Consider the following 17,260-nt stretch of genomic DNA (forward strand, 5'->3'; position numbering starts at 1 on the left):
GTTCAACGGAAGTGGCTTCGCTATAAAATCGGAGGAAATCTGCCTTCACTCATCGGGATGCATCAGGACAGAACCGCGTTATCCCGGCAGAACAACAGCAGGAACAGACGGACAGCCAGCGCACAGGCAGCATTAAGTATGACGGCTCTATAGTAATGAGTTTGCGCAGGGCGGGAAGAGGGGAATGGAGTTTTTTTTATGTATCAGGCTATAAGTGGAAATGGCCCTTCCCGGTGAGCCGGGAAGGGCATAAGCATTAAACTGGCTTGAGTAATGCTTCAGCGTGGCTGACGATATTCTCAACCGTGAAGCCAAACTCCGGGAACAGCTGACTGGCCGGGGCCGATTCACCAAAGGTGGTCATACCGACAATCGCACCGTCAAGACCGACATACTTGAACCAGTAGTCAGCAATACCCGCTTCTACCGCCACACGCGCTTTCACGCCGCTCGGCAGTACGGATTCGCGGTAAGCGGCATCCTGCGCATCAAACAGGTCAGTAGAAGGTAGTGAAACCACCCGAACCTTGTGACCGCCTGAAGTGAGCTTATCCGCTGCACCCAGGGTGATCTCAATCTCTGAACCGGTTGCGATCAGAATCACTTCTGGTGTGCCGTCGCAATCCTTCAGCACGTAGCCGCCGCGTTTGATGTTTTCGATCTGCTCCGGGGTACGTTCCGGCTGCAGCAGATTCTGACGCGAGAGGATCAGCGCTGTCGGGCCGTGATGACGTTCGACGGCGGCTTTCCACGCTACAGCGGTTTCGACCTGATCGCAAGGACGCCATACGCTCATGTTTGGTGTCAGACGCAGGCTGGCGATCTGCTCTACCGGCTGGTGCGTCGGGCCATCTTCGCCCAGACCGATGGAGTCATGGGTGTAGACCAGAATCTGTCGTGCCTTCATCAGCGCAGCCATACGCGCGGCGTTTCGCGCATATTCGACAAACATCAGGAAGGTTGCGGTGTAGGGAACGAAACCGCCATGGTGCGCGATACCGTTACCAATCGCCGTCATACCAAATTCACGCACGCCGTAGTGAATATAGTTACCGGCCGGATCCTCTTTGATCGATTTAGAACCAGACCAGATGGTGAGGTTACTCGGTGCCAAGTCAGCAGAACCGCCGAGGAACTCCGGCAGCATTTTGCCATAGGCTTCCAGCGAGTTTTGTGACGCTTTACGGCTGGCGATTTTCTGCGGGTTAGCCTGCAACTCCTGAATGAAACGGGTCGCTTCGGTTTCCCAGTTGGCGGGCATTTCGCCATTCATCCGGCGCTCATACTCTTTCGCCAGCTCTGGATGGGCTTCTTTGTAAGCCGCAAATTTTGCATCCCAGGCTTTTTCACGTTCAGCACCCGCCGCTTTGGCATCCCACTGCTGGTAGATTTCAGCCGGGATCTCAAACGCCGGATAGTTCCAGCCGAGCTGTTTGCGGGTCAGGGCAACTTCTGCCTCACCCAGCGCCGCGCCGTGCGACTCCTCTTTACCGGCTTTGTTCGGCGAACCGAAACCGATAATGGTGCGGCAGATAATCAGTGAAGGTTTATCGGTGACGCTCTGCGCCTCTTTGATCGCCTCACGAATGGCATCAGCGTCATGGCCGTCGATGTCGCCAATCACATGCCAGTTGTAGGACTCAAAGCGTTTATGGGTGTCGTCAGTAAACCAGCCTTCGGTCTCGCCATCGATCGAGATACCGTTATGGTCATAGAAGCCGATCAGTTTGCCGAGACCCAGGGTCCCCGCCAGTGAACAGACTTCGTGCGAGATGCCTTCCATCAGACAGCCATCGCCCATAAACACATAGGTGTGGTGATCGACAATCTCATGATCCGGACGGTTAAACTGCGCGGCCAGCGTGCGTTCTGCAATGGCTAAGCCCACGGCGTTAGCCAGTCCCTGACCCAGCGGGCCGGTGGTAGTTTCAACGCCTGGGGTGTAGCCGATTTCCGGGTGACCTGGCGTTTTAGAGTGCAGCTGACGGAAATTTTTCAATTCTTCAATCGGCAGGTCATAACCGCTCAGGTGCAGCAGGCTATAGAGCAGCATCGAGCCGTGGCCGTTGGAGAGGATAAAGCGGTCGCGATCAAGCCAGGCGGGATTGGTCGGATTATGCTGGAGGAAGTCGCGCCACAACACTTCGGCGATATCGGCCATTCCCATTGGCGCACCAGGGTGGCCTGAATTTGCCTTCTGTACCGCATCCATGCTCAGTGCACGAATCGCGTTTGCCAACTCTCTGCGTGAGGACATAAAGTTCTCCCTTGTTATGCATCAGGGCGGGAAAGTCCCGCCCGACTAAAATAAAGACTACAGGCGTGCGGCGAGCACATCTTCCAGCTTCTGCTGGTCAACCGCGAACTGGCGGATGCCGTCAGAGAGTTTTTCAACTGCCATCGGATCCTGATTATGTTCCCAACGGAACTCCGCCTCGGAGAGCGGCGACGGCTGGTGGAAACCTTCAGTTGAAGGCTCCAGTTTGCGCTCAAGCGGCGCATCACTGTTCTGCAACTCTTCCAGCAGGTTAGGTGACAGGGTCAGGCGGTCGCAGCCTGCCAGCGCGATAATCTGCTCCACTTTACGGAAGCTGGCGCCCATGATGATGGTGCTGTAACGGTGCTTTTTGTAGTAATCGTAGATGCGACGCACGGATTTCACGCCCGGATCTTCATCTGCCACGTAGGGGTCCATGGGTTTGCGCGAGTTATACCAGTCGTAGATGCGGCCAACGAACGGGGAGATCAGGAACACGCCCGCTTCGGCACAGGCACGCGCCTGAGCAAAGGAGAAGAGCAGTGTCAGGTTGCACTGGATGCCGTTTTTCTCCAGCTCTTCCGCTGCGCGGATGCCTTCCCAGGTTGAGGCCAGCTTAATCAGTACGCGTGAGCGATCGATACCGTGCTCTTCATACATCCGAATCAGTTTTTCTGCTTTGGTCACACACATGCCACGATCGAAGGAGAGGCGCGCATCCACTTCGGTCGAAACACGGCCCGGTATGCTTTTCAGGATTTCCATACCAAGGTTGATCGCCACTTTGTCGCTGGCGTTGATAATCTGCGTCTCTTTGCTGCCGCCCTGTTTTTTGGCGTACTCAATCGCGTCATCCATCAGGTGCTTATACCCTTCGAGACCGGACGCTTTCAGAATGAGTGAGGGGTTGGTGGTGGCGTCTTCCGGATGGTAATTACGAATCGATTCGATATCACCACTGTCCGCCACCACGGTGGTGAACTGTTTTAGGGCTTCTAGCTGGTTCATCTCTAAACTCCTTGAAAAGAAAAATGAAAGCGAACAGGGGGCACCTCAGGCCTCGCAGCCGGTCTGTGGCATGTTCTGCTACCGGGAACGCGAACCCATAACATTGCAACAGAGAGTTTCTGATGAACATGCGGTTTCTCTGATTGTTGCGCTGCGAGGCGGTGCGAAGGAGCCGTCATGCGGTGTTAACCGTGGGGTGCGCCATATTCCACCCATAAGCATAGCAGTCAGGAGGAATGACGCAGGCCACACTGTAGCAATCTGTGCCCTGTAAAAAAGAAGAGGCCGATCAGGCGAGAGGTAAGCGCAGCGCGGGTTGAGACGCGCGCTGCAGCGGCAGAAACGATCAGACTGGCAGATTCAGCCAGTTCTTCACCGGCAGGAAATCGCGATAGAGGGCGGCTTCAGGTGAGTCGGCATCGGGCTGATAATCATATTCCCAGCGGACCAGCGGTGGCATCGACATCAGGATCGATTCAGTGCGACCGCCGGTCTGCAGACCAAACAGCGTGCCGCGGTCCCACACCAGATTAAACTCCACATAGCGACCACGGCGATAGAGCTGGAACTGGCGCTCACGATCGCCCCACGGGTGCGCTTTACGGCGCGCCACAATCGGCCGATAGGCATCCATAAAGCCGCGGCCAACCGCCTGCATAAAGCTGAAGCTCTGCTCAAAGTCGGGCGTATTGAGATCGTCAAAAAACAGGCCGCCAATGCCGCGCTGCTCATCACGATGCTTCAGATAGAAATAGTCATCACACCACTTTTTATAGCGCGGATAGACATCCTCGCCAAAAGGCTGGCAGAGGTCAGCGGCGGTCTGGTGCCAGTGCAGCGCATCTTCTTCGAAGCCATAAAAAGGGGTCAGGTCAAATCCGCCACCAAACCACCAGACGGGATCGGCACCCGGTTTTTCCGCGATAAAAAAGCGCACGTTGGCGTGGCTGGTAGGTACATAAGGGTTGTTCGGGTGGATCACCAGCGACACGCCCATTGCTTCAAAGCTGCGACCCGCCAGCTCCGGCCGGTGTGCAGTGGCGGATGCCGGCATCTGATCGCCATGCACGTGCGAAAAGTTGACGCCCGCCTGCTCAAACACCGCGCCGTTGCGCAGGACGCGGCTCTGACCGCCGCCGCCGCCAGGACGCTGCCAGCTATCTTCGGCAAACGCTGCGCCGCCATCTTCAGCCGCCAGCTGGTTACAAATCTCATCCTGCAATGCGAGCAGGAACGCTTTTACGCGGGAAATATCAGCCATTTTTTCGCTTATGGTTTGTCAAAGTCTGACGCGATTATACGCAAAACCGCGCCGCTTGCATGAGTGCGGCGAGTCGCACGGCCTGAACCGGCGACACGCATCAGGCGTTGCGCCGATCAAACTCATCAAAGTAATTGACGATGCCGCTGGCAATAGCCGAGGCGATTTTCTGGCGAAACGCGGTGGTGCCGAGCAGCTGCTCTTCACGCGGATTAGTAATAAAGGAGGTCTCGACCAGCACCGAGGGGATCGACGGTGACTTGAGTACTGCGAAGGCCGCCTGCTCGGTGTGCTGGCTGTGAAGATGATGAACCGGGCGGATCTGATCCAGTACATGCTTGCCCAGCGTCAGGCTGTTTTTGATGGTGTCCGTCTGCACCAGATCGAACAGAATCTGCTGCAGATAGTGATCCTGCTGCTGCGCTTTCACGCCACCCAGCTTGTCCGCATCGTTCTCCCGCTGTGACAGATAGCGCGCCATCGAGCTGCTGGCACCGCGATTAGAGAGCGCAAACACCGAGGCACCGCTGGCATCGGGACTGGTAAAACCGTCGGCATGAATCGACATAAAGAGATCGGCGCCGTGCTGGTGGGCAATCTCCACCCGCTGATAGAGCGGAATAAAGTGGTCGCTGTCGCGGGTCAGACGCACTTCTATGCGCGGATGGCTCTGTAACTGACGCTGCACGTTGCCGGCAATCTCCAGCACGATGTGTTTCTCTTCTGAACCCTCTTCGCCAACGGCACCAGAGTCGATGCCGCCGTGACCGGGGTCGATCATCACGATACGTTTACCGTTCTTTGCGGGCGGGGCAGTGCGCGAGTGACGATTTGCACCGGTAAGGGCTGACTGCTCTTTAGCCTGAACCGCGCGCGGCGATAGAATGGCCAGAGCCAGCCCGGAAAGCAGTAACTGACGGCGATGAATCAAACGTTTAAGCAGGTGCATGTGCGGGTCCGGTAACAGGAATCTTGCCGGTGTTATAGCCTAAGGGACTGCTGCCTGCGATCACAGAACCATTTCAGGGCATTACTTTGTATTGCAGGTCGCGAACAGTAAATTTGCGCTTTTTTATTTGTCGCCCGTCATGGAGGGTTGCGTGCGGCAGAGAATGCGTGATAATCAGCAAATTGTGCTTATTTGCAGGTAAAGAAGATGGAAATCCGCGCCTTCCGCCAGGAAGATTTTGAAGAAGTGATCACCTTATGGGAACGTTGCGATTTGTTACGGCCATGGAACGATCCGGAGCTGGATATCGAACGCAAAATGAATCACGACCCCGATCTCTTTCTGGTCGCTGAAGTGGGCGGCGTAGTCGTTGGCACACTGATGGGCGGCTATGATGGCCATCGCGGCGCGGCTTACTATCTGGCCGTGCATCCCGACTATCAGGGACGCGGCTTTGCGAATGCGTTGATGAACCGTCTGGAGAAGAAGCTTATCGCTCGCGGCTGTCCGAAACTGCATCTGATGATCCGTGAAGAGAATGATCAGGTGGTGGCGTTCTATGAGAAGCTCGATTATGAGCCGGTCGATGCGCTGCTGTTTGGTAAACGTCTGATCGAAGATCGTGAATACTAAGCCGTCACCGGGCTATCTGCCGGACGAGTATGACGCCAGAGGGCAGCTGCGGCTGCCGTTTCTTTTTTGGCTGATCCTGTTACTCCAGGCACGGACCTGGCTGCTGCTGGTAATGGCCGGGGCGTCACGGCAGCAGGGCAACGATCTGCTGGCGCTGTTCTATCCGGATCGTCAGGCGTTCTGGATCGGCCTTGCGCTGGGTTTACCGGCGCTGGCAGGCCTGCTGCTGACCGGCTATCGCACCCGCCTGCCACGACTCTGGCAGCACTGGCGCAGCGTGCTGTCGCTGTCGCTGCTGGTGAATCTGCTCTGGCAGGGAATGCAGTTTGTGCAGGGCGATCTGCTCACCTCACCGCTGCCATTGCTGCTGACGTTGTTTGACCTGCTTGCGTTGATCTGGCTGCAATCCAGCCGCCGCTGTCGCGACTGCTTTCTGCCCGAACATCATCTTCACTAAACTTTTTGTCGCTTTGCGACTCCAATCAGTTCCGCCTTTCCGGCATCGCATTTACAGGAGTTCTCATGAAAGCTGTTCGTTCCACGCTACTGATCGCCGCCGTTGTACTGAGCGGCTGTGCCAGTTCGGGTTCCGGCGCTGACAGCAGCCAGCAGGCAAGCTGGTGGAATCCGCTGACGTATCACTGGTCTTCGGCGCTGCCGTGGAACTGGTTCGGTTCCTCGCTGACCGCGACTGAACAGGGTGTGGGTGGGTTAACTGCCTCGACCGCCATGAAAGAGGACGCGATTAATGCCGGACTGAACGGTGACTATAGCCTGCGTCAGGGCATGCGCAGCCAGAATGGTCAGGTGGTCTCTTTCTGGCAGGCGCTGGATGATGGCAACGTTAAGCTGGTGATTTACGGGCAGTCGCAGGTCGAACGTATTGAGGTCATGGACAGCGCAATCGCCAGCAGCGATGGCAGCAAAGTGGGTGATCTCTTCAGTAATAAGTTCAGCAAAGCCTTCGACAACTGCACCTTAGCCAGCGGCACCGATGCGCGTGACGTGGCATGCCGTGCGCCTGGCAGTCAGCATCTGACCTATGTTTATCATGGTGACTGGCATGGACCGGAGGGCTTAATGCCCTCGGACGATACGCTGAAAAGCTGGAAAATCAGCAAGATTGTCTGGCAGCGTTAATCCCTCGTCTTCAGCGCGCCGCCCGTCAGGCGGCCGCTGAGCCTCCCGAAACCTTTGACGGCGCGCACGGCACGGGGTTCCTCCTCCCTATCGGCTTTTGCTGATTTCTGCATAAACAGTGCCGTCGTCTTATGCTTTTTTCGACTTTGAAATCATCAAACGATATATAAAACCGTTACTGGTTTTCACTGAGTTATAAATAAACTGGTGCCTCAGCGGGTGAGATCCGCATCAAACTTTTTCAGGGTGCCAAATGACATTACAAGCGATGAAAAAAATCGTGAGCGGTATCGCGTTGTCGCTGAGCCTGGCCGGCGCAGCCAATGCCACTGAACTCCTCAATAGCTCTTACGATGTTTCGCGGGAGCTGTTTGTCGCCCTGAATGCTCCCTTCGTTAAACAGTGGGATGCCAGTCATCCCAGCGATCCACTGACCATTAAGATGTCGCACGCCGGTTCATCGAAGCAGGCGCTGGCTATCCTGCAGGGACTGCGCGCGGATGTCGTCACGTACAATCAGGTTACGGATGTGCAGGTGCTACACGATAAAGGCAACCTGATTGCCGCAGACTGGAAAAGCCGTCTGCCGAATAACAGCTCGCCTTTCTACTCCACCATGGCGTTTCTGGTGCGCAAAGGGAATCCAAAACAGATTCACGACTGGTCAGATTTGACCCGCAGTGATGTGAAGCTGATTTTCCCGAATCCGAAAACCTCAGGTAATGGCCGCTACACCTATCTGGCCGCCTGGGGCGCAGCGGAGAAAGCGGACGGGGGCGATCAGGCCAAAACCCGTGCCTTTATGACGCAATTTCTGAAAAACGTTGAAGTATTCGACACCGGCGGTCGCGGTGCGACCACGACCTTTGCTGAGCGTGGTCTGGGCGACGTATTAATTAGCTTTGAGTCCGAAGTGAATAACATCCGCAACCAGTACGGCAAAGATGAGTATGAAGTGGTGGTGCCGAAAACCAACATTCTGGCGGAGTTTCCGGTGGCATGGGTGGATAAAAACGTCGCCACCAATAAAACCGCTGATGCGGCCAGCGCTTATCTGAACTATCTCTATACACCTGAAGCGCAGAATATTATTACTCACTACTACTATCGCGTGAACAATGCACAGCTGATGGCGGAGCAGAAAGATCGCTTCCCGCAGACCAGCCTGTTCCGGGTGGAAGAGGCGTTTGGCGGCTGGGATAAGGTGATGAAGACGCACTTCGTCAGCGGCGGTGAGCTTGATAAGTTGTTAGCGGCGGGGCGCGGATAATGTTTGCAGCCAGCCAGAAACGCGTGTTGCCCGGCTTTGGTCTCAGCCTCGGCACCAGTCTGCTCTTTACCTGTCTGATTCTGCTGCTGCCTATCAGCGCAGTGATCATGCAGCTGTCGCAGATGACGCTGCAACAGTACTGGGATGTGGTGACCAATCCGCAGCTGATTGCCGCCTATAAAGTAACGCTGCTCTCTGCAGGCGTCGCCTCACTGTTTAATGCGGTGTTCGGCATGCTGATGGCATGGATCCTGACCCGTTACCGTTTTCCGGGGCGGACGCTGCTGGATGGCCTGATGGATCTGCCGTTTGCACTGCCTACGGCGGTGGCGGGTCTGACCCTGGCCGGACTCTTTTCGGTCAACGGCTGGTATGGACAGTGGTTCGCTCAGTTCGACATCAAAATTTCCTATACCTGGATTGGTATCGCCATCGCCATGGCCTTTACCAGCATTCCGTTTGTGGTGCGTACCGTACAGCCGGTGCTGGAAGAGTTAGGCCCGGAGTATGAAGAGGCGGCCGAAACGCTGGGTGCCACGCCGTGGCAGAGCTTCCGCCGCGTCGTGTTGCCGGAAGTGGCACCGGCGCTGCTGGCCGGGACTGCGCTCTCCTTTACCCGCAGCCTGGGTGAATTTGGTGCGGTGATCTTTATTGCCGGTAACATCGCCTGGAAAACGGAAGTCACCTCACTGATGATTTTTGTCCGGCTGCAGGAGTTCGACTATCCGGCGGCCAGCGCCATCGCCTCGGTGATCCTGGCGGCATCGCTGATTCTGTTATTTGCGATTAACACATTACAGAGCCGCTTTGGCCGTCGTCTGGGAGGTCACTAATGGCTGAGGTTTCACAGATTAATCACGCTGCACGTCAGCCAGTGAACTGGGGCAAGTGGCTGCTGATTAGTATCGGCGCGCTGATCTCGATTCTGCTGCTGGTGGTGCCGATGGCCTCCATCTTCTGGGAAGCGCTGAATCAGGGGCTCATTGTCGCTCTCAGCAATCTGGCGGATCCGGACATGCTGCACGCCATCTGGCTGACCGTAATGGTGGCGCTGATCACCGTACCGGTTAACCTGGTGTTCGGCACGCTGCTCGCTTGGCTGGTGACGCGCTTTACCTTTCCGGGGCGTCAGTTGCTGCTGACCCTGTTCGATATTCCTTTTGCCGTGTCGCCGGTCGTGGCCGGTCTGATGTATCTGCTGTTCTGGGGCGTTAATGGCCCGGCAGGCGGCTGGCTGGATGCGCATAACATCCAGATTATGTTTGCCTGGCCTGGCATGGTGCTGGCGACGGTGTTTGTGACCTGTCCGTTTGTGGTGCGCGAACTGGTGCCGGTGATGCTGAGTCAGGGCAGTCACGAAGATGAAGCGGCGGTGCTGCTGGGCGCCTCTGGCTGGCAGATGTTCCGCCGCGTAACGCTGCCGAACATTCGCTGGGCGCTGCTGTATGGCATCGTGCTGACCAACGCCCGTGCGATTGGTGAATTTGGTGCGGTCTCGGTGGTATCGGGATCGATTCGCGGTGAGACCTACACGTTACCGCTTCAGGTTGAATTATTGCATCAGGACTACAACACCGTTGGCGCGTTTACCGCGGCTGCCCTGTTAACCCTGATGGCAATTGTGACGCTGTTTCTGAAAAGCATTGTGCAGTGGCGTTTAGAGCAACAGCACAAACGCCTGCAACAGGAGGGAAATCATGAGCATTGAGATTAACAAGATCAACAAATCCTTTGGTCGCACATCGGTGCTGAACGATATCTCTCTGGATATTGCCTCGGGTGAAATGGTGGCGCTGCTTGGCCCATCAGGCTCGGGTAAAACCACGCTGCTGCGCATCATTGCCGGGCTGGAGCATCAGAACAGCGGTCACATCCGTTTTCATGGCAACGATGTCAGCCGCCTGCATGCGCGCGATCGTCAGGTCGGTTTTGTCTTCCAGCACTACGCACTGTTCCGTCATATGACGGTATTCGACAACATCGCCTTTGGCCTGACCGTGCTGCCACGTCGTGAGCGTCCTTCAACGGCGGAGATCAAACAGCGTGTTACCCGTCTGCTGGAGATGGTGCAGCTGGCTCATCTGGCGAATCGCTTCCCGGCACAGCTGTCGGGCGGCCAGAAACAGCGTGTGGCGCTGGCGCGTGCGTTAGCGGTTGAACCGCAGATTCTGCTGCTGGATGAACCCTTTGGCGCGCTGGATGCTCAGGTGCGTAAAGAGCTGCGCCGCTGGCTGCGTCAGCTGCATGAAGAGCTGAAATTCACCAGCGTGTTTGTCACCCACGACCAGGAAGAGGCGATGGAAGTGGCGGATCGCGTGGTGGTGATGAGCCAGGGCAACATTGAACAGGTCGGCACGCCAGATGATGTGTGGCGCGATCCGGCGACCCGTTTTGTGCTGGAATTCCTGGGTGAAGTGAACCGCTTTGATGGCGAGATTCAGGGATCACAGTTCCACGTCGGTGCGCACCATTGGCCGCTGGGCTATACCTCGGCACATCAGGGTGCGGTTGAGCTGTTCCTGCGTCCGTGGGAAATCGACGTATCACGCCGCAGCAGTCTGGAAACCCCGCTGCCGGTACAGGTACTGGAAGTGAGCCCGCGTGGACACTTCTGGCAGCTGGTCGTCCAGCCTGCCGGCTGGCAAAGCGAGCCGGTTTCGGTGGTGTTTGAAGGTGAGCAGACAGCGCCGATTCGCGGCGAGCGTCTGTTTGTTGGCTTGCAGCAGGCGCGTCTCTATAAGGGCGATACGCCACTGCGCGCAGTTGCCTTTGCACAAAGCGCCTGATATTTTCTCTTCAACACCGGGCGGGAGTGACACTCCCGCCTTTTTTTCGCATCTGGTTTGTAAGATGCCAGGAACCGCACCGTGACGACTCTCGAAAATACCATCGGCAATACCCCGCTGATTAAGTTGCAGCGCCTGACGCCCGCCAACGGCAGCGAGGTCTGGCTCAAGCTGGAAGGCAATAATCCGGCAGGTTCGGTAAAAGATCGCGCGGCCTGGTCGATGATCAATCAGGCAGAGCTGCGTGGTGATATTGCACCTGGCGATCAGCTGATTGAAGCTACCAGCGGCAACACCGGGATTGCGCTGGCGATGATCGCGGCGATGAAAGGCTACCGACTTCGCCTGCTGATGCCCGACAACATGAGTCAGGAGCGGCAGGACGCGATGCGCGCCTATGGCGCAGAGTTAATCCTGGTGCCACGTGAACAGGGCATGGAGGGCGCACGCGATCTGGCCCAGGCGATGGCGGCGCGCGGTGAAGGCCGGGTGCTGGACCAGTTTAATAATCCCGATAATCCGCTGGGTCACTATCAGACCACCGGCCCGGAATTGTGGCAGCAGTCGAACCAGCGCATGACCCATTTTGTCTCCAGCATGGGCACCACCGGCACCATTACCGGCGTAGGACGATATCTGAAAGAGCTCAACACGGGCGTGCAGGTGATCGGTTTGCAGCCCAGCGAAGGCAGCAGTATTCCGGGTATTCGTCGCTGGCCGCTGGCCTATCTGCCGGGGATCTATCGTCCCGATCTGGTGGATGATGTGATGGATATGACGCAAAAGGAAGCGGAAGAGACGATGCGCGCGCTGGCACGCCGTGAAGGCATTTTCTGTGGCGTCAGTTCAGGTGGCGCGGTGGCGGGTGCGCTGCGCATTGCGCAGGCCAATCCGGGCTGTGTGGTGGTGGCGATCGCCTGCGATCGCGGTGATCGTTACCTCTCTACCGGACTCTACCATCAGTAACCTCTGCCGATGCGGAATCAGGCCTGTGCGCGCATTAACTGCCCACAGGCCTTTTTTTTAACCCCAATTTTCGGTGCCAGACAGACTGAATCTGTAAGGATCGCGTAAATCAGGCTGCGCGAATGTTCAGCACAGGACAAAATAGCGGCAATTCTCCAGAGAGATAACCATGAAAATTTTGCTTGTTGATGATGATGTTGAATTAGGCACGATGTTAAGCCAGTACCTGATCGGGGAAGGGTTTGATGCTCAGCTGGTTCTGACCGGCAGCGCCGGCGTGCAGGGCGCGTTATCAGGAGAGTTCACCGCCATGATCCTGGACATTATGCTGCCCGACATGAGCGGCATTGATGTGTTGCGTCAGGTGCGCCAGAACAGCCGGATACCGGTGATTATGCTGACCGCCAAAGGCGATAATATTGATCGCGTGATCGGTCTGGAGATGGGCGCGGATGACTATATGCCCAAGCCCTGCTATCCCCGTGAGCTGGTGGCGCGGCTGCGCGCCGTATTACGCCGTTTCGAAGAGCAGGCGCCGCAGCCAGACGCCAGAGAGCCGCTGCGCTGGGGAGAGCTGATGCTTAATCCCGCCACCCGCATCAGCGAATGGCAGGGTAAAACCTTTGATCTGACGGCGTCGGAATTTAATCTGCTGGATCTGCTGCTGCGTGCACCGGACAGAGTGGTGTCAAAAGATGAGCTCTCCGAAAAGGGACTCGGTCGTCCGCGTGAAGCCTATGACCGCAGCGTCGATGTGCATATCAGTAACATTCGTCAGAAGCTCAGTGCATTAACCGCTGACAGCATCAACATCGAAACCGTTCGCAGCATCGGTTATCGTATTCGATGAAGCAGAGTTACCGTGGACGCATGTTCTGGAAGATCTTTATCGGCTTCTGGATCGTTTTTGTCATCATGAGCCAGCTTATCTGGCTCGGCTTTACGCTCTCCGGTAAACGGCATGAACCGCCTGAACTCGTGGCTATCCGCCGTATTGTGGATCTGCAGATGACCTCCGCCGCGTCAGTGCTGGAGCGGGGCGGGCCTGATGCGCTGAATGCGATGCTCTCGGACTGGGATAACAGCGACCGGCAGTTCTTCCACGTCACCCAACAGACAAAACCGTCACAATCAGAAAACAGTGGCAACCTGGATATCAGAGGGCGCTTTCCTGAAGAGGTGGTGCGCTGGGTTCGCGGTGCAGATGGCAAAGCCTATCTGCTGCGCTACGACCTGGATGGCATGCGTAAAGACAGCACGCTGAACATGATGCCGCGAAAATTTCTGAATATTCCTGAGCCGATGTTTGTCTTCGCCGGCTCGGTGGGATTGCTGTTCAGTCTGCTGCTGGCCTGGAATCTGACGCGACCTATGCGTCAGCTGCGGGAAGGATTTTCCCGCGTGGCTGAGGGCGATTTAAGCGTGCGGCTGTTTCCGATCATGCGTAAGCGGCACGACGAGATCTCAAACGTCGCTGAAGCCTTTGACGCCATGGTCGAGCGGCTCGATACCCTGGTGCGCGCCCGTGAAGAACTGTTGCATGATATCTCACATGAGCTCCGTTCACCGCTGGCCCGACTGCAGCTGGCGACCGGGCTGGCCAGACAGACGCCAGAAAGTGTGAACAGTTCGCTTGATCGCATTGATGAAGAGGCGCGTCGGCTGGACAAGATGATCGGTGAACTGCTGACACTGTCGCGGGCTGAGCATGAAAGCATCCCGGATGAGCAATATTTTGATCTGACCGGCTTGCTGCAGGCGGTTATTACCGATGTCCGTTATGAAGCGCAGATCCCAGGCGTGCAGGTAGAGTTGCAGGTCGACGATCGCGCTGATTACACCGTGCGAGGCAATGCAGAGCTGATACGGCGCGGAGCAGAGAATGTATTACGCAATGCGCTGCGCTTCTCTCAGCCAGGGCAGCGCATTGATGTTCATCTGCGCGCAGAACAGCAGTGGCTGGTGATTCAGGTGCGCGATCAGGGGCCGGGTGTCGATGAGGATAAACTCTCCAGCATCTTTGACCCGTTTGTGCGGGTGAATTCGCCGCTGATGGGCAAAGGTTATGGTCTGGGACTGGCTATCGTGCGCAAGGTGGTGCTGGCGCATCATGGTGAGGTTGAGGCAAGAAACCGGCCAGAAGGTGGACTGGAACTTACGCTGCGTCTGCCGCACTGGCAGCCCTGAACAGGCATACAGCAGAAACGATAACGGCACCCGCGGGTGCCGTTATGTTATGAACGAATGCTTACTTTCTGATGCGAATCACCGGCGTTTCGCCGACGGTGACCTGGCCAGTCAGCTTAATCAATTCCTTGATTTCATCCATGTTGGAGATGACAACCGGTGTCAGGGTTGATTTCGCTTTCTCTTCCAGCAACGGCAGGTCAAACTCGATAACAACGTCGCCTTTTTTGACCTTCTGGCCTTCTTCAGCGATGCGTTTGAAGCCTTCACCTTTCAGTTCTACCGTATCGATACCGAAGTGGACGAACAGCTCAATGCCATTGTCTGATTCGATCGAAAAAGCGTGATTGGTTTCAAAAATCTTACCGATAGTGCCATCAACAGGAGCAACCATTTTGTTGCCGCTGGGCTTGATCGCAATACCGTCGCCCACGATTTTTTCTGCAAACACCACATCTGGTACGTCTTCAATGTTCACGATTTCGCCTGACAGAGGCGCTACGATGTCAATTGTCCCAGCGCTATCCGTTTTTTCGCCAAAAAGTTTAGAAAACAAACCCATGATCTTCTCCTAAGCAGTAATTTGGGGCCAGCATCATGCGGATTAGCAGAGCGTTTTTTCCTTAATGAACTTGTTTACCAGGTTCATTAAATCTTCCGCTGTCGGTTGAGCCAGTGCCTGCTCCGCCAATGCCTTCGCATCTTCAAAATTAGTATTACGAATGATTTTCTTGATGCCAGGGATAGAAATGGCACTCATGCTGAACTCGTCCAGCCCCATTCCCAGTAACAGTAGTGTAGCACGTTCATCACCTGCCAGCTCACCACACATGCCGGTCCATTTACCTTCAGCGTGAGATGCATCAATGACTTGCTTGATTAAGTTAAGCACAGACGGCGCCATTGGGTTGTACAGGTGCGAGATCAAATCATTACCACGATCGACCGCCAGAGTATACTGCGTCAGATCGTTTGTCCCAATACTGAAGAAGTCGACTTCCTTCGCCAGATGATGAGCAATCACGGCTGAAGCCGGGGTTTCCACCATGATGCCGACTTCGATGCTCTCATCAAAGGCTTTACCTTCTTCACGCAACTGCGCTTTCAGCAGTTCCAGCTCCGCTTTCAGGCTGCGTACTTCTTCAACCGAAATAATCATCGGGAACATGATGCGCAGTTTACCGAAAGAGGAGGCGCGCAGAATGGCACGCAGCTGCGCATGCAGAATCTCTTTGCGGTCCATGGCGATACGGATAGCGCGCCAGCCGAGGAACGGGTTCTCTTCTTTTGGCAGGTTCATGTAAGGCAGATCTTTGTCGCCGCCGATGTCCATGGTACGCACGATAACGGCCTGTGAACCCATGGCTTCAGCGACGGCTTTGTACGCCTGGAACTGCTCTTCTTCGCTTGGCAGTGAGTCACGATCCATAAACAGGAATTCGGTGCGGTAGAGACCCACGCCTTCAGCGCCGTTACGTTCAGCACCGGCGATATCGCGCACAGTACCGATGTTGGCGCAGACTTCAACCTGATGACCATCCAGCGTAACGGCTGGCAGATCTTTCAGCTTAGCTAATTCATGTTTTTCCGACAGATACTGGTTCTGTACGGCTTTCAGCTCTTCCTGAATCGCTTCTGAAGGATTGACGTGAATCGCATTGTTAACGCCATCCAGAATCAGGAAATCGCCATTTTTAACCGTGACGGTCACATTGCCGGTACCGACAATGGCTGGGATCTCCAGCGAGCGCGCCATGATTGAGGTATGTGAGGTACGGCCACCCAGATCGGTGATAAAGCCCAGCACCTTCTTCAGGTTCAGCTGTGCGGTTTCTGACGGCGTTAAATCTTTTGCCACCAGAATGGATTCGTCCGGAATAGCGCTCAGGTCAACGATATGCAGACCGAGGATGTTTTGCAGCAGACGCTTACCGATGTCACGTACGTCAGCCGCACGCTCTTTCAGATATTCGTCATCTAACTCCTCCAGTGCTTTCGCCTGGCCATCGATGACCGAGTAAGCAGCAGCATCGGCAGAAGCGTGATCTTTTTTGATCAGGTCGATGATTTCCTGCTCCAGCTCTTCATCTTCCAGCAACATAATGTGGCCTTCGAAGATTGCTGCTTTCTCTTCACCGAGGGTTTCACCCGCTTTGACGCGAATCGCTTCCAGTTGTAATGCCGCTTTGCTGCGGCCATCGAGGAAGCGCTGAACTTCCTGCTCAACCTGGTCATCAGAAATTTTCTTGCGGTTGATGACGATCTCGTCTTCTTTCAGCAGCAGTGCTTTGCCGAAAGCGATACCTGGTGATGCTAAAATGCCTGAAATCATAACGCTACCTTTTAATCACGATGGCTGATGGGACTCTGTGCGGTGCCATTGTCGCGGGACACGTACTCTACGAAAGCAATAACGCGGACAGGTTGTCCGCGATCAAGATGTTTGCACTCAATGGCGCAGAGGAGTCGATTTGCTGGAGAGCTGAGCGGAGATTACTCCAGTTCAGCCATCAGTTTGACCAGATGCTCAACTGCTTTCTGCTCGTCTTCACCTTCCGCGGAAAGGGTCACAACCGTTCCCTGGGTTAAACCCAGTGTCTGCAGCTTGAACAGGCTCTTCGCGCTCGCTGATTTACCGTTAGAGGTCACGGTAATTTCTGACTGGAAAGCTTTGGCTTCTTTAACGAATTGCGCAGCTGGGCGAGTGTGCAGACCGTTTGGTGCAGTAATGGTAACTTCTTGCTGGAACATTCTATTTCCCCAACGTTATCAGGATGAGTGTTATGGATCTAAAGTCTAGCCT

Annotated in this window: 17 protein-coding genes; 10 read left to right on the forward strand and 7 right to left on the reverse strand. The window is 55.6% G+C overall.

Annotated features, from left to right (window positions below):
* Window positions 1-256 precede the first annotated feature (256 nt).
* The 4 genes from tkt to amiA all read right to left on the reverse strand — a co-directional run bounded on the left by tkt (window position 257) and on the right by amiA (window position 5,475).
* Window positions 257-2,257 carry a transketolase gene (gene tkt / locus ACX8ZY_RS05940; protein WP_010259958.1) on the reverse strand — a complete coding sequence of 667 codons (2,001 nt, stop codon included), beginning with the start codon at window positions 2,255-2,257 and terminating at the stop codon, window positions 257-259.
* Between the two features lie 57 nt (window positions 2,258-2,314).
* Window positions 2,315-3,265, reverse strand: a complete 951-nt coding sequence (gene tal / locus ACX8ZY_RS05945; RefSeq protein WP_010259954.1) for a transaldolase — start codon at window positions 3,263-3,265, stop codon at window positions 2,315-2,317.
* A 346-nt stretch (window positions 3,266-3,611) separates the two neighbouring features.
* The gene (gene hemF / locus ACX8ZY_RS05950; protein WP_010259951.1) at window positions 3,612-4,526 is read right to left on the reverse strand and encodes an oxygen-dependent coproporphyrinogen oxidase; all 915 of its coding nucleotides are present in this window, start codon (window positions 4,524-4,526) and stop codon (window positions 3,612-3,614) included.
* 100 nt (window positions 4,527-4,626) lie between these two features.
* A complete protein-coding gene (gene amiA / locus ACX8ZY_RS05955) occupies window positions 4,627-5,475 on the reverse strand; it encodes an N-acetylmuramoyl-L-alanine amidase AmiA (RefSeq protein WP_158131462.1) in 849 nt (282 codons plus the stop codon).
* A gap of 207 nt (window positions 5,476-5,682) precedes the next feature.
* On the opposite strand from amiA, the gene ACX8ZY_RS05960 reads away from it, so the two are divergent.
* From ACX8ZY_RS05960 to ACX8ZY_RS06005, 10 genes are all read left to right on the forward strand, one after another.
* The gene (locus tag ACX8ZY_RS05960) at window positions 5,683-6,108 is read left to right on the forward strand and encodes a GNAT family acetyltransferase (protein WP_003848834.1); all 426 of its coding nucleotides are present in this window, start codon (window positions 5,683-5,685) and stop codon (window positions 6,106-6,108) included.
* Window positions 6,098-6,565 (forward strand): DUF2919 family protein, encoded by a 468-nt coding sequence (locus ACX8ZY_RS05965; protein WP_045139770.1) that lies wholly within the window; start codon window positions 6,098-6,100, stop codon window positions 6,563-6,565. Before ACX8ZY_RS05960 ends, ACX8ZY_RS05965 begins: the two co-directional genes overlap by 11 nt.
* Window positions 6,566-6,630: 65 nt before the next feature.
* The gene (locus tag ACX8ZY_RS05970) at window positions 6,631-7,248 is read left to right on the forward strand and encodes an RpoE-regulated lipoprotein (protein WP_010259938.1); all 618 of its coding nucleotides are present in this window, start codon (window positions 6,631-6,633) and stop codon (window positions 7,246-7,248) included.
* Window positions 7,249-7,501: 253 nt separating this feature from the next.
* A complete protein-coding gene (locus ACX8ZY_RS05975; protein ID WP_010259935.1) occupies window positions 7,502-8,518 on the forward strand; it encodes a sulfate ABC transporter substrate-binding protein in 1,017 nt (338 codons plus the stop codon).
* Window positions 8,518-9,351 carry a sulfate/thiosulfate ABC transporter permease CysT gene (gene cysT / locus ACX8ZY_RS05980; protein ID WP_010259932.1) on the forward strand — a complete coding sequence of 278 codons (834 nt, stop codon included), beginning with the start codon at window positions 8,518-8,520 and terminating at the stop codon, window positions 9,349-9,351. The genes ACX8ZY_RS05975 and cysT overlap by 1 nt, the downstream gene beginning before the upstream one ends.
* Complete coding sequence (gene cysW, locus ACX8ZY_RS05985) at window positions 9,351-10,226, forward strand: sulfate/thiosulfate ABC transporter permease CysW (protein ID WP_010259929.1); 876 nt, start codon at window positions 9,351-9,353, stop codon at window positions 10,224-10,226. Before cysT ends, cysW begins: the two co-directional genes overlap by 1 nt.
* Window positions 10,216-11,304 carry a sulfate/thiosulfate ABC transporter ATP-binding protein CysA gene (gene cysA / locus ACX8ZY_RS05990; RefSeq protein ID WP_010259925.1) on the forward strand — a complete coding sequence of 363 codons (1,089 nt, stop codon included), beginning with the start codon at window positions 10,216-10,218 and terminating at the stop codon, window positions 11,302-11,304. Before cysW ends, cysA begins: the two co-directional genes overlap by 11 nt.
* A gap of 81 nt (window positions 11,305-11,385) precedes the next feature.
* A complete protein-coding gene (gene cysM / locus ACX8ZY_RS05995) occupies window positions 11,386-12,270 on the forward strand; it encodes a cysteine synthase CysM (protein ID WP_320503615.1) in 885 nt (294 codons plus the stop codon).
* 169 nt (window positions 12,271-12,439) lie between these two features.
* Window positions 12,440-13,120, forward strand: a complete 681-nt coding sequence (locus ACX8ZY_RS06000) for a response regulator transcription factor (protein ID WP_010671364.1) — start codon at window positions 12,440-12,442, stop codon at window positions 13,118-13,120.
* Window positions 13,117-14,457, forward strand: coding sequence for an ATP-binding protein (locus ACX8ZY_RS06005; protein WP_010671365.1), 1,341 nt, complete (start codon window positions 13,117-13,119; stop codon window positions 14,455-14,457). The genes ACX8ZY_RS06000 and ACX8ZY_RS06005 overlap by 4 nt, the downstream gene beginning before the upstream one ends.
* A 61-nt stretch (window positions 14,458-14,518) precedes the next feature.
* On the opposite strand, the gene crr is transcribed toward ACX8ZY_RS06005, so the two are convergent.
* The 3 genes from crr to ptsH form a co-directional block, all read right to left on the reverse strand.
* The gene (gene crr, locus ACX8ZY_RS06010) at window positions 14,519-15,019 is read right to left on the reverse strand and encodes a PTS glucose transporter subunit IIA (RefSeq protein ID WP_010259911.1); all 501 of its coding nucleotides are present in this window, start codon (window positions 15,017-15,019) and stop codon (window positions 14,519-14,521) included.
* A 42-nt stretch (window positions 15,020-15,061) separates the two neighbouring features.
* Window positions 15,062-16,789 (reverse strand): phosphoenolpyruvate-protein phosphotransferase PtsI, encoded by a 1,728-nt coding sequence (ptsI, locus tag ACX8ZY_RS06015; RefSeq protein WP_010259908.1) that lies wholly within the window; start codon window positions 16,787-16,789, stop codon window positions 15,062-15,064.
* A gap of 161 nt (window positions 16,790-16,950) precedes the next feature.
* Window positions 16,951-17,208, reverse strand: coding sequence for a phosphocarrier protein Hpr (gene ptsH, locus ACX8ZY_RS06020; protein ID WP_003848868.1), 258 nt, complete (start codon window positions 17,206-17,208; stop codon window positions 16,951-16,953).
* Window positions 17,209-17,260: the final 52 nt, after the last annotated feature.

Source organism: Pantoea sp. XAF26B01_ASV70 (genome assembly GCF_054512635.1).